This is a genomic window from Streptomyces sp. NPDC056486, assembly GCF_042795295.1.
Classification (GTDB): Bacteria; Actinomycetota; Actinomycetes; order Streptomycetales; family Streptomycetaceae; genus Streptomyces.
This window is the reverse complement of record NZ_JBHTSF010000132.1, coordinates 1-25385: the sequence shown is the minus strand read 5'-3', so window position 1 is coordinate 25385 and position 25385 is coordinate 1. Positions and strand designations below refer to the sequence as shown.

25 protein-coding genes and 1 rRNA gene are annotated in these 25385 nt (G+C 67.8%); 7 read left to right on the top strand and 19 right to left on the bottom strand.

The window, feature by feature from the left end; translation table 11 throughout:
• Positions 1–26 precede the first annotated feature (26 nt).
• Positions 27–143 (top strand): 5S ribosomal RNA (gene rrf / locus ACFQ7F_RS35290).
• 92 nt (positions 144–235) lie between these two features.
• On the opposite strand, the gene ACFQ7F_RS35285 is transcribed toward rrf, so the two are convergent.
• The 12 genes from ACFQ7F_RS35285 to ACFQ7F_RS35230 all read right to left on the bottom strand — a co-directional run bounded on the left by ACFQ7F_RS35285 (position 236) and on the right by ACFQ7F_RS35230 (position 13885).
• Positions 236–907: a response regulator gene (locus tag ACFQ7F_RS35285; RefSeq protein WP_383279823.1), complete on the bottom strand. Its 672-nt coding sequence runs from the start codon at positions 905–907 to the stop codon at positions 236–238.
• Positions 904–2145: a sensor histidine kinase gene (locus ACFQ7F_RS35280; RefSeq protein ID WP_383279820.1), complete on the bottom strand. Its 1242-nt coding sequence runs from the start codon at positions 2143–2145 to the stop codon at positions 904–906. Before ACFQ7F_RS35280 ends, ACFQ7F_RS35285 begins: the two co-directional genes overlap by 4 nt.
• Positions 2146–2170: 25 nt before the next feature.
• On the bottom strand, positions 2171–2965 hold the full coding sequence (locus ACFQ7F_RS35275; protein WP_383279817.1) for an ABC transporter permease: 795 nt from the start codon (positions 2963–2965) through the stop codon (positions 2171–2173).
• A complete protein-coding gene (locus ACFQ7F_RS35270; RefSeq protein ID WP_383279814.1) occupies positions 2962–3909 on the bottom strand; it encodes an ATP-binding cassette domain-containing protein in 948 nt (315 codons plus the stop codon). The genes ACFQ7F_RS35275 and ACFQ7F_RS35270 overlap by 4 nt, the downstream gene beginning before the upstream one ends.
• Before the next feature lie 130 nt (positions 3910–4039).
• Positions 4040–5590 carry a type VI secretion protein gene (locus ACFQ7F_RS35265; protein WP_383279811.1) on the bottom strand — a complete coding sequence of 517 codons (1551 nt, stop codon included), beginning with the start codon at positions 5588–5590 and terminating at the stop codon, positions 4040–4042.
• Between the two features lie 3 nt (positions 5591–5593).
• Complete coding sequence (locus ACFQ7F_RS35260) at positions 5594–7030, bottom strand: ATP-binding protein (RefSeq protein ID WP_383279809.1); 1437 nt, start codon at positions 7028–7030, stop codon at positions 5594–5596.
• Between the two features lie 18 nt (positions 7031–7048).
• Positions 7049–8608 carry an SCO6880 family protein gene (locus ACFQ7F_RS35255; protein WP_383279807.1) on the bottom strand — a complete coding sequence of 520 codons (1560 nt, stop codon included), beginning with the start codon at positions 8606–8608 and terminating at the stop codon, positions 7049–7051.
• Positions 8605–9960, bottom strand: coding sequence for a hypothetical protein (locus ACFQ7F_RS35250; protein ID WP_383279805.1), 1356 nt, complete (start codon positions 9958–9960; stop codon positions 8605–8607). Before ACFQ7F_RS35250 ends, ACFQ7F_RS35255 begins: the two co-directional genes overlap by 4 nt.
• On the bottom strand, positions 9950–10792 hold the full coding sequence (locus ACFQ7F_RS35245) for a hypothetical protein (protein WP_383279802.1): 843 nt from the start codon (positions 10790–10792) through the stop codon (positions 9950–9952). The genes ACFQ7F_RS35250 and ACFQ7F_RS35245 overlap by 11 nt, the downstream gene beginning before the upstream one ends.
• 210 nt (positions 10793–11002) lie before the next feature.
• Positions 11003–11311, bottom strand: a complete 309-nt coding sequence (locus ACFQ7F_RS35240) for a hypothetical protein (protein ID WP_190083671.1) — start codon at positions 11309–11311, stop codon at positions 11003–11005.
• A gap of 236 nt (positions 11312–11547) precedes the next feature.
• Positions 11548–13194 carry a hypothetical protein gene (locus tag ACFQ7F_RS35235; protein ID WP_383279798.1) on the bottom strand — a complete coding sequence of 549 codons (1647 nt, stop codon included), beginning with the start codon at positions 13192–13194 and terminating at the stop codon, positions 11548–11550.
• 469 nt (positions 13195–13663) lie between these two features.
• Complete coding sequence (locus ACFQ7F_RS35230) at positions 13664–13885, bottom strand: hypothetical protein (RefSeq protein ID WP_383279795.1); 222 nt, start codon at positions 13883–13885, stop codon at positions 13664–13666.
• A gap of 94 nt (positions 13886–13979) precedes the next feature.
• Here ACFQ7F_RS35230 and ACFQ7F_RS35225 point away from each other — a divergent pair, with 94 nt between their 5' ends.
• The gene (locus tag ACFQ7F_RS35225) at positions 13980–14747 is read left to right on the top strand and encodes a TetR/AcrR family transcriptional regulator (protein ID WP_383279792.1); all 768 of its coding nucleotides are present in this window, start codon (positions 13980–13982) and stop codon (positions 14745–14747) included.
• Here ACFQ7F_RS35225 and ACFQ7F_RS35220 read toward each other — a convergent pair.
• From ACFQ7F_RS35220 to ACFQ7F_RS35200, 5 genes are all read right to left on the bottom strand, one after another.
• Positions 14719–15447, bottom strand: a complete 729-nt coding sequence (locus ACFQ7F_RS35220) for a hypothetical protein (protein WP_383279789.1) — start codon at positions 15445–15447, stop codon at positions 14719–14721. The two genes, ACFQ7F_RS35225 and ACFQ7F_RS35220, sit on opposite strands and share 29 nt — an antisense overlap.
• A complete protein-coding gene (locus ACFQ7F_RS35215) occupies positions 15444–16067 on the bottom strand; it encodes a hypothetical protein (protein WP_383279786.1) in 624 nt (207 codons plus the stop codon). Before ACFQ7F_RS35215 ends, ACFQ7F_RS35220 begins: the two co-directional genes overlap by 4 nt.
• Before the next feature lie 95 nt (positions 16068–16162).
• Positions 16163–17395: a putative T7SS-secreted protein gene (locus ACFQ7F_RS35210; protein WP_383279783.1), complete on the bottom strand. Its 1233-nt coding sequence runs from the start codon at positions 17393–17395 to the stop codon at positions 16163–16165.
• A complete protein-coding gene (locus tag ACFQ7F_RS35205; protein WP_383279780.1) occupies positions 17392–17718 on the bottom strand; it encodes a hypothetical protein in 327 nt (108 codons plus the stop codon). Before ACFQ7F_RS35205 ends, ACFQ7F_RS35210 begins: the two co-directional genes overlap by 4 nt.
• Before the next feature lie 78 nt (positions 17719–17796).
• Positions 17797–18447, bottom strand: coding sequence for a hypothetical protein (locus ACFQ7F_RS35200; RefSeq protein ID WP_383279777.1), 651 nt, complete (start codon positions 18445–18447; stop codon positions 17797–17799).
• 262 nt (positions 18448–18709) lie between these two features.
• Here ACFQ7F_RS35200 and ACFQ7F_RS35195 point away from each other — a divergent pair, with 262 nt between their 5' ends.
• Entirely contained in the window at positions 18710–19357 is a 648-nt protein-coding gene (locus ACFQ7F_RS35195; RefSeq protein ID WP_383279775.1) for an NADPH-dependent F420 reductase, read from the top strand.
• 29 nt (positions 19358–19386) lie between these two features.
• Here ACFQ7F_RS35195 and ACFQ7F_RS35190 read toward each other — a convergent pair whose 3' ends face one another.
• Positions 19387–20073, bottom strand: a complete 687-nt coding sequence (locus ACFQ7F_RS35190; protein ID WP_383279773.1) for a DUF4232 domain-containing protein — start codon at positions 20071–20073, stop codon at positions 19387–19389.
• 327 nt (positions 20074–20400) lie between these two features.
• On the opposite strand from ACFQ7F_RS35190, the gene ACFQ7F_RS35185 reads away from it, so the two are divergent.
• Positions 20401–21093, top strand: coding sequence for an RNA polymerase sigma factor (locus ACFQ7F_RS35185; RefSeq protein WP_383279770.1), 693 nt, complete (start codon positions 20401–20403; stop codon positions 21091–21093).
• A complete protein-coding gene (locus ACFQ7F_RS35180; RefSeq protein ID WP_383279767.1) occupies positions 21090–22226 on the top strand; it encodes a CU044_5270 family protein in 1137 nt (378 codons plus the stop codon). The genes ACFQ7F_RS35185 and ACFQ7F_RS35180 overlap by 4 nt, the downstream gene beginning before the upstream one ends.
• A gap of 82 nt (positions 22227–22308) precedes the next feature.
• On the opposite strand, the gene ACFQ7F_RS35175 is transcribed toward ACFQ7F_RS35180, so the two are convergent.
• Positions 22309–22566, bottom strand: coding sequence for a DUF397 domain-containing protein (locus tag ACFQ7F_RS35175; protein WP_383279764.1), 258 nt, complete (start codon positions 22564–22566; stop codon positions 22309–22311).
• A gap of 372 nt (positions 22567–22938) precedes the next feature.
• Between ACFQ7F_RS35175 and ACFQ7F_RS35170 the strand changes: the two genes are divergently transcribed.
• On the top strand, positions 22939–23949 hold the full coding sequence (locus ACFQ7F_RS35170) for an NlpC/P60 family protein (RefSeq protein ID WP_383279761.1): 1011 nt from the start codon (positions 22939–22941) through the stop codon (positions 23947–23949).
• A 340-nt stretch (positions 23950–24289) separates the two neighbouring features.
• A complete protein-coding gene (locus tag ACFQ7F_RS35165) occupies positions 24290–24994 on the top strand; it encodes a phosphatase PAP2 family protein (protein WP_383279758.1) in 705 nt (234 codons plus the stop codon).
• Positions 24995–25385: the final 391 nt, after the last annotated feature.

Sequence of the window (25385 nt, the reverse complement as noted above, 5' to 3'; positions counted from 1 at the left end):
CGGTGCGGTTGACAGTTTCATAGTGTTTCGGTGGTCATAGCGTGAGGGAAACGCCCGGTTACATTCCGAACCCGGAAGCTAAGCCTTACAGCGCCGATGGTACTGCAGGGGGGACCCTGTGGGAGAGTAGGACGCCGCCGAACTATTATTAACGGGAAACCCCCGCACCCTCTGGGTGCGGGGGTTTTCTGCGTTCCAGGGGCAATTACATCCGGGGCAGCTACACCCGTTACCGTCACGTTGGCCGCGTCAATTTAGTGTCGTACGCCAGAATTACCGCCTGCACCCGGTCCCTGGCCCCCGTCTTCGCGAGAATGCGCCCCACGTGCGTCTTCACCGTCGATTCTGCGAGGTGGAGCCGCCCCGCGATCTCCGCATTCGTCCAGCCCTGCCCGATGACCGTCAGGATTTCGAGCTCCCGGTCCGTCAGCGACGCCAGGCGCGGGTCCCGGGAAGGGGAGGCATCCTTACCGGTGAGCGTCGGCAAGTGATCGGCGTACGCGTCGAGAAGGCGGCGGGTCAGGCTCGGGGCCACGACCGCGTCTCCCGTGGCGACCGCGCGGATTCCGGAGAGGAGCTCCTCCGGCAGGGCGTCCTTGATGAGGAAACCCGAAGCTCCTGCTCGCAGGCCCGCGTACGCGTACTCGTCCAGGTCGAACGTGGTGAGGATCAGGACCCGTGTGCGGTCTCCCGCCGCCACTATGCGGCGCGTGGCCTCGATGCCGTCGAGGCCCGGCATGCGGATGTCCATCAGGGCGACGTCCGGGTGGAGTTCGGCCGACATGCGGACCGCCTCGCTGCCGTTGCCGGCCTCGCCCACCACCTTCATGTCGTCCTGGCTCTCCAGGAGCATGCGGAAGCCGAAGCGTTGCATCGGCTGGTCGTCGACGATGAGCACGGTCGTCACTGGGCGGATTCCTTGGGGAGATGGAGTTCTACCTGCCAGCCGCCCGGGGGATGCCGCAGCGGGCCTGCCTCAAGTGTCCCGTCGTAGAGGGCCGTTCGCTCGCGCATTCCCGTGAGACCGCGGCCGGACGTTCCAGAGAGGCTGCCTCCCCCACCCGTGTCCGTCACCGTCACCCGCACCCCGTCGTCGCCGTACACGACCTCCACGTAAGCCGTCGCCTCCGGGCCCCCGTGCTTGAGGGTGTTGGTGAGGGCCTCCTGCACCACGCGGTAGACCGTGAGCTGACGGCCCGCCGGGAGAGAGTCCGGTCGGCCGCGCACCGTACTGCGTACCGGCAGGCCCGCCGCCCGTACCCCGTCGATGAGTTGGTCCAGGTCGGTGAGGGCGGGCTGGGGAGCGAGGGCTGCGGCTGTCTCCGGAGCCTCCTCCCGCAGTACGTCCAGGAGTCGGCGCAGCTCCGTCAGGGCCTGGCGGCTGGTGGTGCCGATGGCGGCGAGGGCCTGGGCGGCGCGCTCCGGGGACTTGGCGGCGGCGTACGAACCGCCGTCCGCCAAGGTTGTGATGACGGAGAGATTGTGGCCGATGATGTCGTGCATCTCGCGGGCTATGCGCGTGCGTTCGGCGTTGGTGGCGAGTTGCGCCTGCTGATCGCGTTCGACTTCGAGCTGCTTGGCGCGCTGCACGAGGGATTCCATGTACTCCTGGCGGGTGCGGACCGCGATGCCCATCAGGGCGACGATCGCGAAGCTCATCATCGTCGGGATGATCTGCTGGTCCCAACTGCCCTGCGGATAGCGGATGCGGCTGATGAAGAGGGGCACGACGGTCAGGCCGTACGCCCATGCCAGCGTGCGCAGCGGAAGCCGTACCGCGATGTTGAAGACCACGATGAGCAAGGTGAGCGAGCCCTGTAGGACGGCCCCCGTCCAGTTGTTGGCGAGCCCCGCAAGGAACATGACCGCGTACACCGGGAGCGGATGGCTGCGGCGCCACAGGAGGGGCACTGTGACGGCCACCGTGATCGCGTACAGGAGCCAGGCGGGGACGTCCGTGTTCTGAGCGATGTTCCGCCAGCTGTCGCCCACCAGGTCGATCAGTCCGGCGAACACGAAGAAGCCGGTCAGGAGGGCGTCCCAGACCAGTGGGCGGCGCCGGTCGAAGGCGCGCACCCACTGGACGCCGCGCTCGACGTACTGGGTCAGCGGCTGGGCGTCCTGGCCGCTGCCGTTGCCGGTCACGGCCTCATCCTCGTACGAGAGTTGCTCATACGTCCCGTCGCTTCAGCAGATACGCCGCTGCTGCCAGGGACGCCACCGCCCACGCGCACAGTGTCAGGAGGCCCGCGCCGGGTGAGAGGTCGCCGGATGCGGTGTGCACGGCCGCGAGGGATTCGGAGGCGGGTAGGGGGAAGTAACCGAGGACGTCGTGGACCGTGTCGTTCGGGATCATCAGGGCGAGCTGCGGCAGGAGGATCAGGCCGCCGACGTACGCGCCGATCGCCCCCGGGATGCTGCGCAGGGCCGAGCCGAGGCCGAGCACGATGACGCCGATGAGAACGGTTCCGGCGACCGAGCCCGCCACGGCACGTGCGATGCCTGGGTCGCCGAGCGATGCCTCCAGATCCGTGCCGCCGAGGAACAGCTGGGCCAGCGGGAACGTGAGGAAGTTGGTGACGAGGAGCGTCCCGAGCGCGACCGTGCCGAACACGGCGGTCTTCGCCCAGAGCACCGGCAGGCGGCGCGGCACCGCGGCCATCGTGGCCCGCACCATGCCCGTCGAGTACTCGCCCGCGGTGATGAGGATGCCGAGCACCGCGATCGCTACCTGGCCGATCTGGGTGCCGAGCAGGGCGTACGTGACCGGGTCGATCTCGTCGGCCGGGTTGGGTGTGTAGGTGGCGGCGACGATCATGCCGAGGATGACGGTGAAGACGCTCGCCAGGCCGAGCATGATCCAGGTGGAGCGGAGCGTCCACAGTTTGTGCCACTCGGAGCGGAGGATCCCGCGGGAGGTCAGGCGGTAGGGAGACGTGAGTGTGGTGGTGGTCGCGGTGCTCATGCCGCTGCTCCTTCCGGTACGCCGGGGGACACCGATGCCGACACCGACGCCGCGTACTCGACCGAGTCCCTCGTCAGGTCCATGAACGCCTGCTCCAGGGAGGCTGTGTGCGGGGTGAGTTCGAAGAGGGGGATGCCGTGTCGCGCCGCCGTGCGGCCGATGTGTTCGCCGTCCGTGCCGCGTACGTCGAGGACGCCCGGCGCCTCACTCGTGATCTGTATGCCGGGTGCGGCGAGCAGCTCGCCGAGCAGGCCCGCCTCGGGGGTGACGACCTTGACGGAGCCCGTGCCCGACTCGCGTACGAACGTCTCGACCGTCGTGTCCGCGAGGAGCCTGCCTCGGCCGATGATGACCAGGTGCTCGGCGGTCAGTGCCATCTCGCTCATGAGGTGCGAGGAGACAAGGACCGTACGGCCTTCCGCGGCGAGGGACTTGAGGAGGTTACGGATCCACAGGACGCCCTCGGGGTCGAGGCCGTTGACCGGCTCGTCGAGGATGATCGCGGCCGGGTCGCCGAGGAGGGCCGCCGCGATGCCGAGGCGCTGGCCCATGCCGAGCGAGAAGCCCTTCACGCGCTTGCGGGCGACGTCGTGGATGCCCACGAGGTCCAGGACCGTCTCGACGCGGTGGCGTGGGATGCCGTGGGTGTGGGCGAGTGCCATCAGGTGGTGGAAGGCGGTGCGGCCGGGGTGGATGGACCGGGCCTCGAGCAACGCGCCCACCTCGTGCAGGGGCGCGGTGTGCGTGGCGTACGTCCGGCCGCCGACCGTGGAGCGGCCGCGGGTCGGGGCGTCGAGGCCGAGCAGCATCCGCATGGTGGTCGACTTGCCCGCGCCGTTGGGGCCGAGGAAGCCGGTGACCGTGCCGGGGTGCACGGTGAAGCTCAGGTCCTCCACGACGGTCTTGTCGCCGTAGCGCTTGGTGAGTTCGTATGCCCGAATCATGCTTCTGATGCTGGCGCTCGCGGGGGCGCGTGGCGTCGGACCAGGGGCGGGACGTGGGCGGCTGCGGGTAGTACCGCGGTAGGACGAGGAAGGGCGGGAACCCTGAGGGGCGGTCCGGGCGTGGCCGGTCCTAGCCGGGGAGTTCCGCGTGGGGCCAGCGGGTGCGGGCCTGTTCGCGGGAGCGGAGGAGGGCCAGGGTGGGCAGGCCGCGGTCGGCGCCGGTGGACAGGAGCTCCGGGAGCTGGGGGAGCGGGGCCACGGCGGCCACATCGTCGAGGACCAGCGTCATTGGTGGGTCGAGCCGACCGGAGGATGACCGTTCGGCCATGCGCCGGCCGTGCTCGACCACGCTTGAGGCGAGCGCCGTGAGGAGGGGCATCGCGCCCGGCCCCTTGGGCGATTTGGGGTCCTCGATGGCTTCACCCACCACAAAAAGCGTGCCCCCTTCATCGATGAAGGAATCCAGGGTGAGGGCATCGGTTCTGTTGGGGGTGCAGGCTTCTCGTACGTTCAGAGTGAAAAGGGAGGACAGAGCGCGTGCCGTCAACTCCTGAGCCATGTCACGACGTTCGGGGTAGGCGGTGAGTGCCGCCTCCAGCTCGCCCGCGGCTCCCGATGCCGCCTTCTGGTGGGTGCGGAGGATGCGGACCGCGTCCTGTACGCCCGTGCCCTGGGCCCAGCGGTGTACGTGCTTGACGGGGCGGCCGTCCACCGCGGCCGCGTGGAGGAAGCTGCGGAGGAGGGTTTCCGCGGTGTCGGCGACGGTGCTGTCCAGTTTGGCGCTTGGCCTTATGGCGGCCAGCAGGGCGGTGGCTCGTTCGGCCGCCGTTGCCTTGTCCTCGCAGTTTGCCGTGGGGGACCAGTGCATTCTTGCGGGGGTGTCGCAGAGGTGTGAGGGGTCGTAGACCAGGACGGGGCCGAGTTTCGCTCGGGCGTCCTTTGTCTCCTCCCACAGGGTGGGGTCCGAGGTGAGGACCAGGGCTGCGCCCTCGGCGTCTCTGATTGCCTCTGCTGCGAGGGGTCTGCGGGTTTCCTGGGGGCCCAGTACCAGGGGGGTACGGGGGGTGGGGACCGTTAGTTTCTCTGTGCTCGGGGTTTCGGTGCTGTGCCCCTCTTCGGGGCTGGGGCTCATGTCATCCGCAACCGGCGCTGTGGGCTGTGCCCACCCGTCCCGCCTTGCGGGACGCCTGCCCACAGCAGGGACCACGGACTCGACCGGAGTTGCCTGTACCGGAGCCGCCTCCACCGGAGCATGAGCCTCCGGAGCAGGTACGGGGCGTGGCACACGTCTCGCTCTGCGTACCGCTCGCCACCGCGTGACCGTCCCCATCACGAAGATCGTGAGTACCACCAGGACCATCAGCTGGCCGATCAGCAGGCCCCAGAACAGGCCGTAGCCCGTGAGTTGGGCCGCCGGGGTCGCCGGCCACGCGCCCGCGATGTCGTGCGGCTGCTGGACCAGGTGCCGCATCGCCACCGGCGTATTGCCGAAGGTGACGTTCTTGGGCCAGGAGCCGTGCGAGAACGTGCCCGCGAGGCCCGTCGCCGACCAGACCAGGACCGTCAGGCCGAGTACGAAGGCGAGGCCGCCGATCAGCACCCCGTCGGGGATGCCGCGCTCGCGTGACTCGCGGCGCCCGCCCCGGTCGCGGTCCTCGGACTCAGGCTCCCGGTAGCCCATGGCTCACGCCACCCCGTATCGCGACGATGACGACGATGATGATGACGGATCGTTCATCTGCTGTTCCATGTACGCCGCCCGCTCCTCCGCCTCCAACTCGGCTGCCCGCAGCGCGTCGTCGGCAAGGAGTTGGTCCGCCGACGACTCCGTCATGGCGCGGTCGGTGAAGACCAGGGGGCGTTCGGTCTCTGTGATCAGGTGTTTGACCACCTGGACGTTGCCGTTCACGTCCCACACGGCGATGCCGGGCGTGAGGGTCGGGATGATCTCGACCGCCCAGCGTGGCAGGCCGAGGACCCGGCCGGTTGCTCTCGCCTCGTCCGCCTTCTGGGCGTAGATCGTCCTTGTCGACGCCATTTTCAGGATCGCGGCGGCTTCCTTGGCCGCCGCCCCGTCCACCACGTCGCTCAGGTGGTGGACCACCGCCACGAACGAAAGCCCGAGCCGTCGGCCGAACTTCAGCAGGCGCTGGAAGAGCTGCGCCACGAAGGGGGAGTTGATGATGTGCCACGCCTCCTCCACCAGGAAGATGCGCTTCTTGCGGTCCGGGCGGATCCAGGTGTGTTCGAGCCAGACGCCCACGATCGCCATCAGGATCGGCATCGCGATCGAGTTCCGGTCGATGTGCGAGAGGTCGAAGACGATGAGCGGCGAGTCCAGGTCGATGCCCACCGTCGTCGGGCCGTCGAACATGCCCCGCAGGTCACCGTCGACAAGACGGTCCAGGACGAGCGCGACGTCCAGACCCCACGCCCGTACGTCGTCTATGGCGACGTTCATCGCTTCCGCCGACTCGGGTTCCGGGTGGCGCAGTTGCTCCACGATGTCCGTGAGGACGGGCTGGCGCTCCACGATCGTCTCGTTCACGTACGCGTGGGCGACCTTGAGCGCGAAGCCCGAGCGCTCGTCGAGCCCGTGCCCCATCGCGACCTCGATGATGGTCCGCAGGAGCGCCAGCTGACCGGTCGTGGTGATCGCCGGATCCAGCGGGTTGAGGCGGATGCCCATGTCCAAGGCAGCCGTCGGGTCGAGCCGGATGGGGGTCAGGCCAAGCTCCTGGGCGATGAGGTTCCACTCGCCCACACCGTCCTCGCCCTGCGCGTCCAGGACGACGACCTGACGGTCCTTGAACCTCAACTGCCGCAGGACGTACGTCTTCTCAAGCGCGGACTTGCCGTTGCCCGACTCTCCGAGCACCAGCCAGTGCGGGGCCGGGAGCTGCTGCCCGTACAGCTGGAAAGGGTCGTAGATGTACCCCTTGCCGGAGTACACCTCGCGCCCGATGATCACGCCGGAGTCGCCGAGGCCGGGTGCGGCCGTCGGCAGGTAGACCGCCTGGGCCTGCCCCGTCGACGTACGTACCGGAAGTCTGGTCGTCTCCACCTTCCCGAACAGGAAGGACGTGAAGGCGTCCGTGAGGATGGTCAGCGGATCCCGCATGGTTGACAGCCCTCGCCTCTAGCGTCGGATGCCGGTCGCGAACGGCAGCGTGTTGACGAAGGACCTGTGGTGCTCGCGGTCGCACCACTCCAGCTTCAGGTACGACTTTCCGGCCGAGGCCCGGATGGTGCGCTTGTCGCGCGCGAGGGCTTCGGGGGAACGGGACGAGACGGTGATGTAGCCGACGATGTTGACCCCGGCCGCACCGCTCGCCAGGTCCTCGCCGCGCTGGTCCAGACGTGAGTTCGATGCGATGTCACGGGGGTCGACCGTGCGGTTCAGCTTGGCCTGGCGGCTCGCCTCGGCCTCGTCGTTCGTCTTCTCCGTCAGCATGCGCTCGATGGCGACCTCGGTGGGTTCGAGGTCCATGGTCACGGCGACGGTGCGGATCACGTCCGGGGTGTGGACGAGCAGCGGGGCGAGGAAGTTGACGCCGACGGGCGTCATCGGCCACTCCTTGACCCAGGCCGTGGCGTGGCACCAGGGGGCGCGGGTGGAGGACTCGCGGGTCTTGGCCTGGAGGTAGGTGGGCTCCATGGCGTCGAGCTCGGCGGGCCAGGCGTTGCGCTTCGTCATCGCCTGGATGTGGTCGATGGGGTGGTCCGGGTCGTACATGGAATGCACGAGCGAGGACAGCCGCCCTTGGCCCAGCGGCTGCCGTACGCGGATGTCCGCTTCCTGGAGCCGCGAGCAGATGTCGGTCAGTTCGCGCGCCATGACGACGGCGAGACCGGCGTCCTTGTCGAGCTTCCTGCCGCCTTGCGGGCGGCTCGCGCGGGCCATCGCCTGGGCCTCGGCTGCCAGATCGCGCGAGTAGTGCATGCAGGCCACGAGATACGCGCGGTGCTGCTCGCTGCTGGTGGAGACCATCGACTGGAGCTGCTCGTACGACTGCTGCAGCCAGGGCAGTGCCCGGTCGTCGCCGCGGATGCTGACGTCCTTGGCGTGGGCGTCCGGGTCGGCAGGGAGCGTGCGCGCGAGCATCTGGAGCCGGGTCACGAAGCCGTCGCCGTTCGCGACGTGCTTGAGCAGCGTCCCGAACCGGTCGACAAGCGCCTCCTGGTCCTCGGAGTCGCGCAGACCTACGCCCGGGCCCTCGATCTCGATGGCGGCGGTGACCGTACGCCGGTCGGCGTGCAGCAGCACGGCGATCTCATCAGGGCCGAAGGGCGCGGCAAGCCAGCTGATGCGGCCGATCCCGGGCGGCGGGCCGACCTCGACCTCCCTGCCGTCGAAGCGGATGCCCGCTTCGGGGGTGGCCGAGCGGTAGGCGGTGCCGCGCTTGAGGGAGCGCTTGAAGCTGCGGTTGATCTCGAACCACTTGTAGAACGTGCGGCCCTTGTAGGGGACGTAGACCGCGGCGATCGCCAGCATGGGGAAGCCCATGAGCAGCACGATGCGCAGGGAGAGGACAGGGACGAGGAGCCCGCACATCATCCCCAGGAAGGCTCCCGCGATGATCATCGCGATCTCGCCGGTCTCCCGGTTCTTGCCGACGATCGCGTTCGGCCGCGCGCGGCCGATCAGATATGTGCGGCGGGGCGCGATCGGTTGCGACACGTGGGACTGAGTCGTCAACGCCCTTCACCTCCCGTGCGTTTGGTACTGCCAGTGGAACCGTTTCCTGACCCGCCCGAGCCGCGGTTGCGCGCGTGCGGAGTGCTGGTCGCGCTGCCCCTGGGCGGGGGCGCGGCGGAGGGGACAGATCCGCCGCCGCTCGATGAGCCGCCTCCGCCGCCCCCGCCGCCACGGGAGCTGTGGGCGGCGACGCCACCGCTGACGGGGTTGGCGGGCCGCGGCTGGCTGTTGCCGCCTCCGCCGCCGTTTCCGCGGGAGCTGTGGGTCTTGATGCCCTGGGAGACGAGGGACGCGGGGGACGAGATGACGGCCGCGGCGCGGTTCTCCGCACCCTGGGAGATGCGGTTGTTCCGGGAGTTGGCGATCTCGTCGCCGAAGCCGGGGACGAAGCGGTAGATCATGGCGCTCGCGAAGATGGCGAGCAGGATGATCGAGAGCCCGGAGACGACCGCAGAGAAGGAGTCCGGCCCGTCACCGGCGGAGAGCGCTCCGGCCAGGCCGAGCACGATGACGATGATGGGTTTCACCAGGACCACCGCGATCATGATCCCGGCCCAGCGCCGGACGTGCGTCCACAGGTTCTTGTCGACCAGACCCGCGTACACGACGGTGCCGAGCAGCGCGCCCACGTAGAGCAGCGCGGCCCTGATGACGAGCTCGAGCCAGAGGACGCCGGCCGCGAGGATCGATACGAGCGAGACGACGATCAGCATGATCGGCCCGCCGCCGATGTCGTCGCCCTTCTTCAGGGCGCTCGAGAACGACCCGAAGAACGTCTCGGTCTGACCGCCCGTCGCCTTCGCGATGACGTCGCTCACGCCGTCGGCCGCCGAGACGACCGTATAGAGGATCAGCGGCGTGAAGGCGGAGGCGAGGACCGTCAGCCACAGGAACCCGATGGCTTCGGAGAGCGCGGTGGTGAGGGGGACGCCTCGCACTGCGCGCTTGGCGACCGCGAGGAGCCAGAGGAGCAGGGTCAGGATGGTGGACGCGGCGAAGACGACCGCGTACTGCTTGAGGAAGCTGGGGTTCGTGAAGTCGACCTCGGCGGTCTTCTTCACGGCTTCGGAGAGCTTGTCGACGGTCCAGGACGCGGCCTCGGCGCAGCCCTTTGCCAGGGAGGAGAGGGGGTCGGCGGTGGAGTCGTCCAGGGGCGGGTCGGTGGGGTACTTGCCGCCGCCGTCGCTGCTGCCGCTTTCGCCTTTTTCGCAGTACTTTTTGGCGGGGCCGTGGATGAGATCGCAGGGGTCGTCATCTGGTGCGGCGAAGGCTCGCGTCGCGAAGAGGATCGCTGTCGTCTGCACGGCAGTGACAGCGACTGCGAGCTTGAGTACGTGACGGTTAGCGGGCATACGTAAACCCTCCGTACCCTTCTGCGGCCTTCGAGATCTCATCGGAGCCGGACGCGCGTTCGTCGCCCGGCACAGGGGCGGGACCGTCCTTCTGGGAGTGAGTGGCGGCCTTCCAGTCGCCGCCGACCCACTCCAGCTTCATGGTGATGGTGAACCAGCTGCTGGTCACCGGTTTGGTGGACTTCTCCCCGGCTAGGCCGAGCAGACCACTGCACCAGACCTCCACCGTTGCTTTCCCGGGGGCGTAGTTGGTGACCTTGGTGCCGATCGGGCTCGTACGCGAGACGAACTGGTAGCCCTTCGGCGTCGAACCATCTTGGTTCAGGCCCACGTTCTTGAAGAAGCCGACGCTGTACGCCTTGTCGAGCTCTGTCTTGAACTGGTTCACGCTCGACGGTGCCATGACGGCCTGGAGGACGCTGTCGCGCTTGGCCTTGTTGAACATGTCCGCCGAGCCGAGCGCCACCGCATAGTTCGCCGCAGCGGACTGCGCGCCCTGCTCGCTCTTCGCGAACCCCGAAGCGATCCCCGACGTCTTCCCGTCGACAGGCCGCGCCCCGGACGCGGCCGTCGGGTCCGCTCCCGCCTTCTTGCCGTCCCCGCCGCCCCCGGCGGACTCCTCACCGCCGCCGCCACGATTCGCGAACGCGATAGCCGCGATGAGCACGACCACCACACCGACCACCGTCACGAGACTCCGTGACGAAGAACGGCTGGATCTGCGCCCTCCGCCATAGACATCCTGGCCGCCCCCCTCGCCCTCGGGGAGCCGCGTCCGGGTCTCGCCCGAGCCGCCGTAAAGGCCGTCGTTCCGCTCGTCGTCGAGACTCATGCCGCGTACGCCCCCTCAACCTCTCGGTGAACCGCCACATACGACGGTAGCCGTGCTGGTTCCCGCGCGGGCGCGGTGTGGTGACTCGACATCAGGGAGTTGCAACCTCAGCCGGTGGGCACGACGGATGGGTGGGTCGTAAGGGGACAGAGTGAGGGGACGGGGGAGGAACGGGGACGTGAGGGAGCGGTGGAGGAACGCGGCGAGGGGCTAGACCGCCATGCCGTACACGATGGTGAAGACCGTGCCGAGCGATCCGATGATGAAGACGCCGGTCAGGCCCGCGATGATCAGGCCCTTGCCCTGCTCAGCGCTGAAGGTGTCGCGCAGCGCCGTCGCGCCGATGCGTTGCTTCGCCGCGCCCCAGATAGCAATGCCGAGACAGAGGAGGATGGCGATCGCCATCACGACCTCGATCATCACCCGTGCCTCGTTGCCCAGGCTCCCGAAGGGTCCCCAGTCGGGGGCGATCCCGCCGATGATGGTGGTGATGTCGCCTTTTTCGGCTGCCAAAAGCATGTGTAACTCACCGCCCCTAGTGGGTTGTTCCGTCACCTCTGCCTACCGCAGCGCAGAGGACAGCTCATTCTCGCCGACAAATGGGCCAGTGCATGTCGACTTGGCGTCATTCGTTGGCTGAAACGTATGGTCACTCTGTGTATCACGGTGAGTGACGCCGGGCAATGACGGCCCGGCGAGCCCTCTGACCAGGTCTCATTCTGACCCGGCACCGTGATGGACACTCACATCATGGGTCATGTAGGCCCGTCGAGGCCATCCAGGCTGTCCAGGCCATCGAGACCGTCCAAGCCATCGAGGTCACCGAGGCCGCCACCCGTCACGACGTACGAGCAGTCGGTGTAGCGGTAGCCGGGCTGAACCTTGCTGCCCTCGGTGTTGTTGCGGACGCCTCCCACGCTGCTCGCGTCGCGCTTGTAGAGGAAGTGGTAGTTCCCCGGGGGCAGGTGGAGCGTCCTGTTCGGATACCCCTTGCCCGCCAGGCAGGCCTTCTTGCCCTGGGCCCTGCTGGTGTACGTCTTGCAGCCGCTGCATGCCGAGAGCTTGAGGGTGCCGGTGGTCGGGCCGGTGTAGAGGACTTCGAGCGGGCCGGGGCCGCCGTTCTCGACGACGTACGTGAGCTTCGCGCCGCCCGGTGACTTGGCGGGCGGCAGGCTGCGGCCCGCCGCCGGGCGGGATTCGGCGATCTCGGCGGCGATGGCGATGTCCCTGGCGCGGTCGCGCTTGCCGTTGCTCTTGTAGGTCCCGGCGAAGTCGTTGAGGGTCTTGGCCGCTTCCTTGAACTTCCCGTCCTTGAACTCGTCCACGCCGCACGCGTACGTCCCGGACTCCACCGCGCTCGCGGCATCACCGGAGAGTCCGTCGCCCGCACTGTCGGGGAGGGCCTTGGCGGTGGAGCCGATGCCGCGCAGCTCCTCGGTGGCCTTGCAGGGTTCGGAGCCCTTCAGGTCCGACGAGCGCGATGAGATGGCGTCGCGGATGGCGGGCTCGACCTTCCCGGCCTGGTCGGAGTCGGGGAACGTACGCAGGAGCTCGCCGAATTCATTGCCACCGGCTGCGGTGTTGGTCCCGAGCCCTTGGTTGCCGCACTCGTAGAGGGAGGTGGCCAGGCGGTCGTCGGGCCAGGTGGCGAGCGTGCCGAGGCGGTCCTTGCCGAGGGAGCCGGGGAGCGTGCGGAGGTACTGGAGGGGCTCAAGGGCGTCGCAGTACTCGCGCTTGTCATATGGGGCGGCGACGGACTTGTAGTACGCGGTGAGGCTGTCCGGCACGCGCTGGGCGGCCTTCGATCCGGGGTGGTCGTCGCCGAGGTCGCGGTAGATGGCGAGGGCGGAGCGGTAGTCGTCCTCGGCCGCGTCGAAGTCGCTGCCGTCGGCGGCCGTGACGATCTTGTCGGCCTTGTCGAGCCGGTCGAGCAGCATTTCCTCGACGGCTTCGTCGCGCGCCGCGTCGTACGCGATGACGCCGCCGGCGGGAACGGCGAGCAGCACCAGCCCGATCCCGAAGACAAGCGGCGTGCGCAGCGGCCAGCTCCGGTGGGTACGGAGGGCACGGCGGGCCCCGTCGGCCACCGCGAGGAGCAGGAAGGCCACGAACCCGATGAGTACGGCACCGGGAACGCCGTCGACCTCGGCGGGAAGCGCCAGGAAGAGGAGCACGGCGGTCGCGGCCCAGCAGAGGGCGGCGAGGAGCCACTGCTTCAGGAGGACGTAGCCGAGGCCGAGGCCGGTGAGATTGAGGATCCCGGCGGAGAGGGCGCGGAGGGCGTCGGGGGCGGGAGCGGGCGGGGCGGGCGTGCCGGGCGGAGTGGGTGGGGCGTAGGCGGGTGGGGGTAGCGGTGGGGCGTAGGGCCCCGGTGGGGCCGAGGGAGGCGGTGGCGGGGCCATTGGGGGCGGCGGCCCGAACTGGACTCCGTGGGGGGCTTGGAGGGCTTGGGGCGCCGCAGGTGGGGGAGTGTCGGGGGCTAGGTCGGGGGCTGCGCCGGGCGTGGGTCTCTGGTTCTGGTCCGGGCTCTGCCCGATTGGCGCTGCGCTCGGCGGCGGGGTCGGCGGCTCCTCACCTGGCCCCGAGCCCGAGCCATGGCCTGCGCCTCCCTCACCAGGAGTCCCGCCCGGAGTCCCGCCCGGAGTCCCGCCCGGAATCGCGTCCCTGGGCCCCTGGTCGGACCCGGCGTCACTTGGCTCTCTTGGCTCTCGGCCAGGCACCGCATCGTTGGGCCCGTCGCCAGAAGTGGTGTTCTCGTCCCCAGGTTGCATGTTCGGCTCCCCCCAGCCGTCACAACACGGCGCGTTGATTTGCGCCCAATTCCCCTACGATCAGGGAAAGTTGGACACCCGTCAACAGCCCGAACGCCCCTTAGGTGCGGCGTCCGAGCGCCTTTGCTCGGGCGTAGGACCGACTGGTCAGGAGTGCTGCGGCGGCGAGCACCACGGTGTAGGCGATCAGAAGGACAGCGAAGCCGCCGGGGAGCCAGCCGAGGAGGCCGGTGTAGTCGTGGTCGATGAGCAGTCGGATGAGGCCTTGCGCGGAGAAACACATCAGGACTGCGCCGAGAATCTGCAGGATGTCGTACTTCACGTTACGAACGTATCAGCGGAGCTCTTGAATTCGAGCCGCTGCAAGGCTGTTTCTCTCCATTACGTCACACATTCCAGGTTCTATAGTGGGAGTTGTGCGTGACGAAAATAAAGCCCGCTGCACGGTCTGCCGTGCCGGAATGAGCGCCGCCGGCAAGCGTGGCCGCCCCGCTCTCTACTGCTCCCGCAGCTGCCAGGCGAGGGCCTACCGGCAGCGGAAACGGCCTCCCGTCCCGGCGCCCGAGCGCCCCACGTCCACGTCCGACGCCCGGTCGCGCAGGCGCCGCCAGATCGCCGAGGCGGTGTGGCGCATCGCGGCCGAGCGGGGTCTGGACGCGGCGAGCATGCGGGAGATCGCGGCAGAGGCGGGGGTGTCGCTGCGGGTGGTCCAGTACCACTTCGGCAGCAAGCACGAGCTTCTCGTCGCCGCCCTGCACCTGCTCCACCGCGAGAACGAACGCCTCGCCAGGGCTCGCATCCGCTTCGACCCCGCTGACCTGCGCGGCGTACTCAGCGCGCTGCTCGACGAGTTCCTGCCGCTGGACGCCCAACGGGCCATGGCGCTGCGGGTGTTCTCCGCGTACTACGCCCGCAGCCTCACCGACCCCGCGATCGCGGCGGTCTTCCTGAGTGACGAGCACCCCTTGGAGGAACTCGTCGCCGGTTTCATCGCCACCGCCCAGACGAACAGTCAGACGGCCCCCGGCCTGGACGCCCAGCGCGAGGCGGACCTTCTGGTGGCCGCGGCGGTCGGGCTCGGCGGGGATGTACTGCACGAGCGCCGCACCCTGGACGACGTACGGGGCACGCTCGATTACCACCTGGCCAAGGTCTTCAGCCCGACCGGTCCGGCCCAGCCGTAGCCTTGTCGGCTCTGTTGATCGCTTCGGCCTCGAGCAGCGGGTTCTCGAAGCTGACGTTCTCGGCGATCTGGTGAAGCAGGCTTCGGTACTCCGCACGCCGGCTCACGGCGGTGGTGCCCAGCGTCAGCACCACCAGGCGTTTGCCGTCCGGGTGCGGGAGGTGGGCGAAGACCTGGAGGATCGGCTCCGGCGGGAGGCCGGACTCGGCATTCGGGGTGCGTACGAGCTCGCTGAATGACGCCGGTCCGCAGGGCAGTTCGAGGTACTCGATGTTCGTGTGCCCCTCGGCGCCCGCGACGGCCCGGGCGGCGGTGACGGAGGGCGCCGCTGTGGCGATGTCTCGCCAGGACAGGGTGAAGAGGGAGAACAGGAGCCCGTTGTTGCTCTCGCCGCTATTGCTGTCGGCTACGTCATCGCGGTGCAGGCCGATCGAGCAGCGGGTGGTACCGGCCTCGGCGAGAACGGCCAGTAGCTGCTGCCCTTGTGCGAGTTCGACCAGGAACTGCTGGCGGGCGAGGTCGTCCTCGAAGGCGTCCAGGACCGGTGCGATGGAGTCACGCAACGCCTCGGCGCCGGGGGAGCCGGGCGGATTCAACAGCGCGTGGATGGGAATTCTGGTGAAGCCTATGGGTTCGACGAGCCAGATGTCGGCTTCGGGGTTGTGGGCCGATTCGTCGAGAATGTACCTGGGCGTGGTCACAGGGATTTAGCCTTCAGCTTGCGTCGCGGATCAACGTATGGGGTGAACCCGGCGCGCCGACCTCGTTCTACGTCCTCAGCTGTGGCACCCCATTCTGTGGTGAGGGCTTGATCGGCTGTGGCCAGACGTTGCCTGAGGATCTTGAAGTGGCCTGGTGTCTGGCCGTTCGGTGAAGGTGCGGCGAGGACGCCGAGCATGCGAGGGTCGCCGGCGAACCAGATCGTCTCGATCCTGGCCTTCAACTTCGGCTTGGCGCGGGGTGCCATCCTGCGGTGCCACCAGCCCACACGTAGGTGGTTGGAGGCGACGACGGGGAGTTGCTGCTGTCGGTTGGCGGGGTTGGGAAACTCGAACCATCCGTACTGATCGCCCAGAATGTCGGGATAGATGTCCAGGCCGTTCGGAACGCCTCTAAGCACCTGCCACGGGTATGTACGCAGGATGCGTAGCTTACGGATAGCGATGGGGAAGTATCCAAATACTTGGACGAACAGTCGCCAACTGCCATAGGCAGTGTAAGCAATGAAGATCCATAGCATCCAGCTCCGATCGAAGGGAAGCACGATGAGTGCGACCCAACCACCGATCCACCCGATGAGCCCGGCCACGTTCTTGACCATGAGTAGGATCCAGGCACGCCGCGTTGGCGGATGTTGCCATGCAGTGGAGTAATCAGCTGGGTTCATTTGGGGCACTACTTTCTGCGACGGAACGGTTAAGAGAAGGCGAAACCCACGAGTTTCGGGATCCCTGCCAAGTCGAGCCCGAGACGTCCGCCATCAACCTTGGTCGACGCCTCGGACCTGCTGTCGTCTTCGTCGTCGAAGAACCCGTAGCCGGCAGTCGCTAGGCCCAAAGTGCCCGAAGTAACAGCTATGTTTTCAGCTGCTGTTTCGCTGGTAACCATCAAGTTGATCAAAGGATTCCCCAGTCGGAAGGTTTCCTTGCCTGCCTCCAAGGTCTGTGTACCGTAGGTGGCCATCTTCTGTCCGAGATTCATGGCCCCAGTTCCGGCCCGGACCGACTGAGTGGCAGCGCGCCCGCCCTTAATGGCGGCGCCGAGCCCAGGCACCACCCCTGCGGCGTCAGCTCCGAGCGAAACCAGGTTACTGAAGAAGTCAGCGTCGTACTCGTTCTTGGTAAATCCGTCCTTCAGCGACTCCCACACAACCGGATCCGATGCTCGGGTTCCAAGCGCCGCAAGGCTCGTAGTTGATGCCGCCAACATCAGCGCGGCTGCTACCCCCAGGCCCAAAGGACCGATAGCCAGGATTGCTGCCAGCGCGAGAACCCCGGCAAGGGCGCTGAGGATGTTTGGAAGGTTCTCTTTGATCCATTCAAAGGTATCCTCGAGCCAACCAGGCTCGTGCGGTGCCAGTTTGTCTGTCGCGTCGCGAATCTTCTCCGCGCGGTACTTGGACCTCGCGGTGTGCTCACTCTCCAGGGTCCGGGCCCTGCCCAGGATCCGGTCGAGTTCCGCTTGGGCGTCCTCGACCTTGCCGTTGGCGAGCTTCTGGGCCTTCTTCGCGTCCTCTTGCTTTGTGCCCTTCTTGTCCAGGTCAGGGTCATCACCGGCCGTGTCGGCGCCTCCCTTCGCTGCCTTCAATGCTTCCCGGGCTTCCTTGGCCTTCCTGTCCAGGCTCCTCGCCCGACGTTGGAAGTCGTCCAGGTCGCCTTCCCAGCGCTCCAACTGCTTGGCGGCCTTTTCGATGGAGCGCGCGGCATTCTTCAGGTTGAGGGAGAGCGGACCATCTTCGATGGTCTGGCGAAAGGCTACTGCCGCATCGCCTTCCCAGTAGCTGCCGTCCATCAGCTTGGTGACGACCTTGCGGGTGTCGCGGAGGACGGTGACGCAGCCGTCCAGCTTCTTATGCAGCTCTTTTACGGTGTCGCAGTCTCCAGGGGTCGGATCAAAGCCGAGATCTGGGTAGGTGGCGGCGCTCGTCACTTCGGCACCTCTACGATGTCGTCCTTCGTCTTCCCAGCCTTATTCATTGCCTTCGCAAGAGCAGCATCGACCTCCATGAAGGCGTCTTTGCTCTTCTCGACGATCTTGCTTAGATCCTCCGTCTGTTCACCGATCTGCTCAGCGCCGTACTTCCAGTCCCCTTGGAATTCTTCGCACGCCTTGTCGAGCTCGTCCGTCCCCAGCCCGCCAACGGTCGCGCCGGACAGGGCACTTCGCAGGCCCTTCAAGGACGTGACTGATCCATCAAGCAACTTCATGAACCCTTCGAGTTCGACTGCGTCGACTCTTAGCTTCTCGACCATTCCTACCCCTGTGGGTTGTCTGGTCGTATACGCATGGTGGAATGCGTATTTCTGCTAGTTTCGCGGTTCACGATTGATTCACCGGCACTCCGTTGCCGATTCCTCGCCGCGGAAAGACTGGACGAGCCATGTGCCGTGATCGGTCTTCCGGAGCACAGCGGTGATGAGCGTGTAGTCCTCCGGGCTTGGTTCTGTCCGCTTGATCTTCTCCGTCTTGATGTCCTTGGCGAAGGCCTTGGACTGGTCCTCGCAGTAGGTGACGACGGCGCGGTCATCGGATTTCTGCGTCACTTTGCGGTCGTAGTACCGGTAGGTGCCCGTGATGGTTCGGCCGTCCGCCTTGGCCTTCTTGATCTCGGAAACGTAGAAGGCCCTTGCCTCGCCGTTGTAGTAACGGGTCAGGTAGCCCGACGTTGGGTCGAGGTCCACGAAGATCCGCTGACGCGCGAGGAGACCCTCGGCCTGCTCGCGAAGGATCTGGTCCTTCGCCTTGTCGCCCGTCGTGCTGGGCTCGATGTCCACCTTGATGTCATCGGGCAGTTCGAAGTCGGGGAGTCCCGCGGATGCGTTCTTTGTGGCGGAGGAGTTCGGTGAAGCGGTGTTGCCGCCCTGCTTTCCAGCTCCTGCGGCCTTGTCGCCGTTCTTGTCGTCCCCGCTGCCGCAGGCGGTCAGGAGGAGAGCCGCGCTCGCGGTGAGCGCGACAGCGAGGGGCAGGCGGCGGGGAACCACTGATGACTCCAGGTGAGGCGAGAGGTGTCCGGAGTCAACCGACGCTATCTACGGGGTGTGCGGTTTCGCTAGTGCGAAGTTTGCTTCATAGGTGCTCGAATGTGCATGTTCCGGGCATGGTGGGGCGTGAATGGATTCTCGTGGGGAAAAGGGCCAATCGTCGGTTACGACTCCTCGGCCTTCTGGGGTACGTCGACGGGCCGATACGGCGTCGGTCTCGGGCCCGATCTCCTTTGTGCCAGGGCTAGTTAGCGTCCTGCCCATGAGAATCGGATTGCTCGGAACCGGAAATGTCGCTCGCGCACTGGCGACCGGATGGCAGGCCGCGGGGCATGACGTCGTACTGGGGTCGCGCCACCCGAAAGAGCGGGGAGAGTCGGAGGAGCTGGGAGGGTTCGCCGTCGTCGGTCTTCCCGAGGCCGCCGCGCACGGCGAGGTGTTGGTCAACGCCACTCCCGGCACGGCATCGATGGACGTGCTGAACGGGATCGGCGCGGGCGACCTGGCGGGGAAGGCGCTGATCGACATCGGCGTCGGCTTCACGGAGGGGATGGAGCTCTCCCACCCCAACTACAGCCTCAGCGAGGAGATTCAGGCGGCGTTTCCCGAGACACCGGTGGTCAAGACGCTCGCCACCGTCGACTCGGTCGTGATGAAGGACCCGGGGAGCCTGGAGGAGACGGGCACGATCTTCCTCTCCGGTGACGATGCCGCCGCCAAGCGGACGACGCGGCAGCTGCTCGGCGACCTGGGATGGCCAAATGCCTCCCAGCTCGACCTGGGAGGCATCGGGACCGCGCGCGGTCAGGAACACTTCGCGCTGCTGTTCATGGGGGTGGCGGAGGCGATCGGGTCGTACGGGTTCGGCATCAAGGTGGTGCGTCCGCGTACCCGTGCCCGTACCGTTTGAGCAGGTGACGGGGGCCGGTGGCGGGGCCGTCAGCCGGCCGGGGAGTCGCTGACTTTGCCGACCGGGCTGATCTCCAGCTTGACCGGGCTTTCCCCGTCGGTGACCGGGAGCGTGCCCGCGGGCCAGTCGAGGGTGACGTGCTTGGTCTCGTTCGGGGGCGTGACGACGAGGCTGGTGACGCGGACGCCGGAGCCGCCCGAGTTGTTGTACGGGAACGTGATGTTGAAGGCGGCGGTCTCGCCGTCCTTCAGGATTCCCGGGGCCGGGGACTCTCCGTTGCGGTCGACGGAGAGGGTGTCGCCCGTGGACGCGGTCAGGTCGACTCCCGCGAAGCCGTTGATGGCGCAGTCACGGCCGCCGCCGTTCTTGAAGGCGACGGTGACGACGCCTTCCTTCTTGTCCGTGGTGTTGTCGGCGGCGTTCACCTCGAGCTCGTCCGTACGGCAGATGCCGACCTTGCCGCCCTGGTTGGCGTCGCCCTTGCTGTCGTCGGTCCCGGCGGCTGTGCCCTGGTCGCTCTCGCCGCCGCTGGAGGGCTCTTCGGTGCCGGTGCCGGTGCCGGAGTCGGCGCCCTCGTTGCTGTCGCCCTTGTCCGCTGACGCGGTGGGTGAGGTCGTCGTCTCCCCCGCCGCGTTGTCGTCGCCGTTGCAGGCGGTGAGCGAGAGGGCGGCGACGAGGCCGATGACTGCCGCGACGGCCTTACGGGTGTGCTTCATGATTCCCCCGGAGTAGAGCTGGTTTTTTAGTGCTGTTCGTTAGTGATCACAGCTAAGGGGGAGGGCCCTGGCGGGGGCAAGGAGCGTCGGCCCATACGGGACGGTGGGACGGCAATGTGGGCTTGACCTGCGGAAAAGCACCCTGCTTGGGACGGCGACGCGGGACGGACTTCGCCGTGATCGCGCCGTGATCGCGCCGGGCGACGACACGATCCGGGACCTGTCTGCTTCGGGGCCTCCGTGGTGTGGCGCGGGTCACGGGAACTCCCCGGCCCGACCGGAGAGGCAGGTGGTGTGAGATGTGATGAACAGGAAGGCCGGGAGCGCATGCGCGCACGAATCAGGGCGGGCGACCGCGAGGCGTTCGCCGCGCTCTACGAGGAGTGCGCGCGGGCGGTCTACAACCACGCCTACCGGTTGACGGGCGATTGGTCGACGGCCGAGGAGGTTCTGTCCGATACCTTCCTGGCCGCCTGGCGCACCCGTCACGCCGTCGAGCCGGAGGGCGACTCGCTGCGGCCGTGGCTGCTCGGGATCGCCACGAACAAGGCCTGCAACGCGAACCGCGGTATTGGGCGGCGCTTGGCCTTCCTGGCCCGCCGCCCCGCCCCGGAACCGGTGGCGGACATCGCGGACGCCACGGCCGGACGCGTCGACGACACACGGCGGCTCGCCGCGATCCGGCAGGCACTGGGCGGACTCCGCCGCCAGGAGCGCGAAGTGCTGGTCCTCTGTGTCTGGTCCGGCCTCGACTATGCCGAGGCCGCCGAAGCCCTGGGCATCCCGGTGGGCACCGTGCGGTCGCGGCTGTCCCGCGCCCGTACCCGGCTGCGACGGCTCACGGACGAGCAGCTCCGCCGGACACCGGAACCGGACGGGTCCGCGCGGGAAGCACGCTCCGGAGAAGGGGTCCGATCCGGAGAAGCGGTCCGATCCGGAAGGGAACCCCGATCCCGCCGCGGAGAGGTAGAGAGCAGGGCCGCGTTCGTGGCCCTGCCCATCCAGGAGGAAGCCCGATGAACGACCGTACCTCCGGCCCCGAGCGAGCCGAACACGAGGAACTGGCCCGGCTGCTGCCGGCCCCGGCCGAACGGGACCTGCCCCCGGGCCGTCATCTCCACCACAAGGACACCCTGATGCAGCTGATCGACCAGGACGGCGACCGCGCCACCGCACGCCCCCGACCCCGCCTCCTGCGCCCCGCCGTCCTGCTGCCCGCCGCCGGCCTTGCCCTCGGCGCGGTGCTGCTGACCACGCTCGCCGTGACCGGTCAGGAGAGCGCTCCGGCACCGTCCGCCGCGGGCACGGGTTCCCAGGCCACGGCCCCGCGTGGCGCGGCCGTGCTGCTCGACCGGATCGCCTCGGTCGCCAAGAAGAGCGACGAACAGAAGGTCAGCGACGACCAGTTCGTGTACGTCAAGTCACTGCAGACCGACAGCGAGGGCAAACTCGGCGGCCCGTTGAAGATGACCAAGGCCAGCGAGCGTGAGAGCTGGATAACGCAGAAGGCAGGACCGGTGGTCCATGAGGGCCTGATCCACCAGGACGGCTCGTACCTCCCGATCGAGGTCGGCGTCCCGGACGGCGAGACCCCCGTCGGCTACCCGGCAGGCCTCAACCGGCCGACGTACAACTGGCTGGCCTCACTGCCCACCGACCCCGACGCCCTGCTCAAGCGGCTCCACACCGAGATCACCCGGGACCAGGACTCGCGCGACACCCCGGCCAAGGACCGTGACCAGGCCCAGGACACCTTCGACACCATCGGCGAGCTGCTGCGGGAGACGCTGATGCCGCCGAAGACCGCGGCCGCCCTCTACAAGGCCGCGGCGAAGATCCCCGGCGTGACCGTGGACTCCGACGCGGTGGACGCGGCCGGTCGGCACGGAATCGGCGTGGCCCGCGACGACACCCGGGAGGGCGACCGCACCACCTGGATCTTCGACTCGACCACCTTGGAGTACCTGGGCGAACGGACCTACCTCATCAGGGACACCTCCTTGGGCAAGAAGGGCGCCCTGACCAACAAGTCGGCGGTACTGGAGCGCGGGGTCGTCAACGCCCTGCGCGAAAAGCCGTCGACCGAAAAGCCGTCGACCGAAAAGCCGTCGACCGGGAAGCCGTCGACCGGGAAGTCCTCGACGACGACCTGATCCCGGTAGGCCGCTGCCGGGGCGTGGCCACGCCCCGGCAGCGGTCGTTCTCCGCACGATCTCCGCCTCGGGTGGGGCGTTGTCATTCGACGCCTTCCACGAAGTGGTCGAACTCGCCTGCCTGGACGCCGAGTACGAAGGCGTCCCACTTCTTCTTCGTCGTGGTCACGACGTTCTCGGGGTCGCTGGTCTCCCGGAGGTACACGGCGTCCCCCGGGCCGTGTGCGATCTCGATCCAGGGGCCCGGTCCTTCTTCCCCTTCGGGGGCCGCGCGGATCCAGTCGAGGTTCGGGGGGATGCCGGGGGCGGGTGCGGGTGCGGGGGTGGGAGTCTCGGTCACGGTGAGGGTCCTTCGGTGGGACTTTTTTGGGATGGGTGGGGTGGGGCCTGAGGTTGTGTGGGGGTTCATCCGCATTTGGGGTGGCGGTTGCAGTGCGGATTGCAGAGAAGTCCCGGTGGGTGCGTAGGAGGGGCTCCGCCCCAGGCCCGCCCCGGTCCTCAAGCGGAAGCACCCCGCTCGACGGAGCGGCAACGTCACTTGGCCGACCCCCGTAACTCCCGTTTCCGAACGGAGACTTCCCTGCTGCCCACAACCGTATCCCCGCCCTGGGAAACTGCTCTGGATCGAGGTCGGCGGTGATCCCCCTAAGGCACAGGTCCCACCTCTACACTGAGGCGCGGTGGACTCCCGCGCGGTGAGGGGTGGTTGACGGTGCGTAAGGCGTGGCTGGTCGCAGCCGTCGGCGCCAGTGGGGCGATGAGCTTCATCGCCCTGCTCGTCGTGGGCACGTACATGGCTGCCGGAGGCATCGAGAGCGGGGCCGGGCAAGGGAGCGTGGGACTCGCCAAGGGCGCCGTGCCCAGCACCTACCAGCCCCTCGTGCAGAAGTGGGGCAACCTGTGCAAGGCCATCAACCCCGCCCTGCTCGCCGCGCAGCTGTACCAGGAGAGCGGGTTCAACCCGGACGCCAAGAGCCCGGCCAAGGCGCAGGGGATAGCGCAATTCATCCCGGGAACCTGGGCCTCGCACGGGGTCGACGGTGACGGTGACGGGGACCGCGATGTGTGGGACCCGCAGGACGCCATCCCGTCCGCCGCCTCGTACGACTGCAAACTCGCGAGCTACGTGAAGGACGCCCCGGGAAGCCCGACGAAGAACATGCTCGCCGCGTACAACGCGGGCGCGTACGCCGTCATCAAGTACGGCGGCGTGCCGCCTTACAGCGAGACCCAGAATTACGTGAAGACCATCACGGACCTGGAGAAGAGCTTCGCCCGGCCCACCAGTAGGGTGCAGCCCTCGCAGCAGGCGGCAGGAGCCATCTACTACGCGCAGAAGAAGCTCGGCACGCTGTATCTGTGGGGCGGCAATGGAACCGCCGAACAGAACGGCCGGTTCGACTGTTCGGGCCTTACGCTCGCCGCGTATCGGAGCGTGGATATCGATCTGCCGCGCGTCGCGAACGACCAGTACAACGTGGGACCACATCCGAAACGGGACGAACTGCTCCCGGGCGACCTGGTGTTCTTCTCGGACGACCTCACCAATTCCCGCGCCATCCGGCACGTCGGGATCTACGTCGGCGGGGGCTACATGATTAACGCCCCGCGGGCCGGCGCGGTGATCCGGTTCGACCCGATCGACACACCGGATTACTTTGGCGCGACTCGCGTCACCGAGGACGGGGCGAATGCCGTGCCCGACAAGCGGTCAGCTGCCTGAGCGGCTCGGAGGGGCTCGGAGGGGCTCGGAGTGGCCCTGAGGGGTTCCGAAATGGGGCCCTCGTGGGGGTGTGTGCAGGGCGTGATGTGGCTTGAACTCTCTGTCAGTACACTTCTCTGAGCTGCGGCGATGTGTCTCTCTTCGATAACGTCTGCGTGATCATTCGGTAGAGAGTGGAACGTAGTGCGGGGGACCACGCGTTCCCTTGACTGGTAGGGCGCGACCACCCAGTAGTAGCGAGCGGCATTGATCACGCAGCAAGCAGCACTGACCACGGGGGTTGATGGAAGGGCGCACGGCAAGGTGCGTCCGAGGCGAGGAGACAAGGGGCCGCAGCACCATGGCTGGACTCGATACAACCGGGTCGAACCCCGACGTCAGCCTGCTCTACGACATCAACGGCCTGGCTGAGGATTCGCCGGACTGGCTGGCAAAGTCGGTGGCATTCGTCGGTGAGTACGGGCTGTTGCTCGCGCTTGTTCTGCTCGTCGTCTGGTGTTGGTGGGGGCAGCGAAAGCGCGGGGCGCTTGATGACGCCGCCTCCTCTGTCGCCGCCGTTGTCTGGGCGCCGTTGGCGGCCGGGATCGCTGTCCTGGTGAATGTGCCGATCCGCGGATTCGTCGAGCGTCGTCGTCCTTTCAAGGACCATGACGGCCTTGAGCTCCTTGTGCACGGAAAGACCGACTTCTCCTTCGTGAGCGATCACGCGACGCTCGCGATGGCTCTTGGCGTCGGGCTTTTCGTGGCCAACCGGAAGTTCGGCCTTGTCGGCATAGCTCTCGCTCTGCTCGAAGGCTTCTGCCGGGTCTTTATGGGCGTGCACTATCCGACGGACGTCGTGGGCGGATTCGCGCTCGGAACGGCTGTCGCGTTGCTCCTCTCGCCGCTGGCCATGGCTCTGCTCACTCCGGTGGCCAAGGCCGTTGGGCGGACGGGGCGGGGGCGGTGGCTGGTGTGGGCGAAGCCTCGGGAGGAGGCTGTGGCGGAGTTTCCGCAGCCCTCCGCGTCGGCCTCCGGCCCGGATGAGCGGGGTCTTGCGGCGTAGCGTCCGTGTCCGGGGCCCTCTCCGTGTCCGCGGATCTCTCCGTGTCCGCGGCCGCGTCTGCTCGGCGGCGCTTCAGCAGCCACCAGCCGGTGCCGGCCGCTGCCGCGGTTACTCCTGCGGAGACGGCGGTGAGGCCGCCTGCGGCCGGGTGTTCGGCTTCAGCGGTGGTGGCGGCTTGGGCTGCGGGGGCCGCCAGGGCCAGGAGGGCGGCTGTGGACGCTGCGGCGGTGGCTATTCGTGGGCGCATACCCCTAGAGCAGCGGGGTCCTGTGTAGTGGGCCACCTGAGGGCGTGTCGGGCGGGGCTGTTCGGGTTGCGGGGGCGGCCGTCTGGGGTACAAGCCTTCCTTTTCCCCAACCCCGCCCCTTCCCGAAACCAGGGGGCTCCGCCC

Excerpts from the sequence above, each read along its gene's own strand:
- ACFQ7F_RS35275 (WP_383279817.1), bottom strand. The coding sequence starts at position 2,965 with ATGAGCACCGCGACCACCACCACACTCACGTCTCCCTACCGCCTGACC.
- ACFQ7F_RS35270 (WP_383279814.1), bottom strand. The coding sequence starts at position 3,909 with ATGATTCGGGCATACGAACTCACCAAGCGCTACGGCGACAAGACCGTC.
- ACFQ7F_RS35265 (WP_383279811.1), bottom strand. The coding sequence starts at position 5,590 with ATGGGCTACCGGGAGCCTGAGTCCGAGGACCGCGACCGGGGCGGGCGC.
- ACFQ7F_RS35260 (WP_383279809.1), bottom strand. The coding sequence starts at position 7,030 with ATGCGGGATCCGCTGACCATCCTCACGGACGCCTTCACGTCCTTCCTG.
- ACFQ7F_RS35250 (WP_383279805.1), bottom strand. The coding sequence starts at position 9,960 with ATGCCCGCTAACCGTCACGTACTCAAGCTCGCAGTCGCTGTCACTGCC.
- ACFQ7F_RS35245 (WP_383279802.1), bottom strand. The coding sequence starts at position 10,792 with ATGAGTCTCGACGACGAGCGGAACGACGGCCTTTACGGCGGCTCGGGC.
- ACFQ7F_RS35240 (WP_190083671.1), bottom strand. The coding sequence starts at position 11,311 with ATGCTTTTGGCAGCCGAAAAAGGCGACATCACCACCATCATCGGCGGG.
- ACFQ7F_RS35235 (WP_383279798.1), bottom strand. The coding sequence starts at position 13,194 with ATGGCCCCGCCACCGCCTCCCTCGGCCCCACCGGGGCCCTACGCCCCA.
- ACFQ7F_RS35215 (WP_383279786.1), bottom strand. The coding sequence starts at position 16,067 with ATGGTCAAGAACGTGGCCGGGCTCATCGGGTGGATCGGTGGTTGGGTC.
- ACFQ7F_RS35205 (WP_383279780.1), bottom strand. The coding sequence starts at position 17,718 with ATGGTCGAGAAGCTAAGAGTCGACGCAGTCGAACTCGAAGGGTTCATG.
- ACFQ7F_RS35195 (WP_383279775.1), top strand. The coding sequence starts at position 18,710 with ATGAGAATCGGATTGCTCGGAACCGGAAATGTCGCTCGCGCACTGGCG.
- ACFQ7F_RS35190 (WP_383279773.1), bottom strand. The coding sequence starts at position 20,073 with ATGAAGCACACCCGTAAGGCCGTCGCGGCAGTCATCGGCCTCGTCGCC.
- ACFQ7F_RS35185 (WP_383279770.1), top strand. The coding sequence starts at position 20,401 with ATGCGCGCACGAATCAGGGCGGGCGACCGCGAGGCGTTCGCCGCGCTC.
- ACFQ7F_RS35180 (WP_383279767.1), top strand. The coding sequence starts at position 21,090 with ATGAACGACCGTACCTCCGGCCCCGAGCGAGCCGAACACGAGGAACTG.
- ACFQ7F_RS35165 (WP_383279758.1), top strand. The coding sequence starts at position 24,290 with ATGGCTGGACTCGATACAACCGGGTCGAACCCCGACGTCAGCCTGCTC.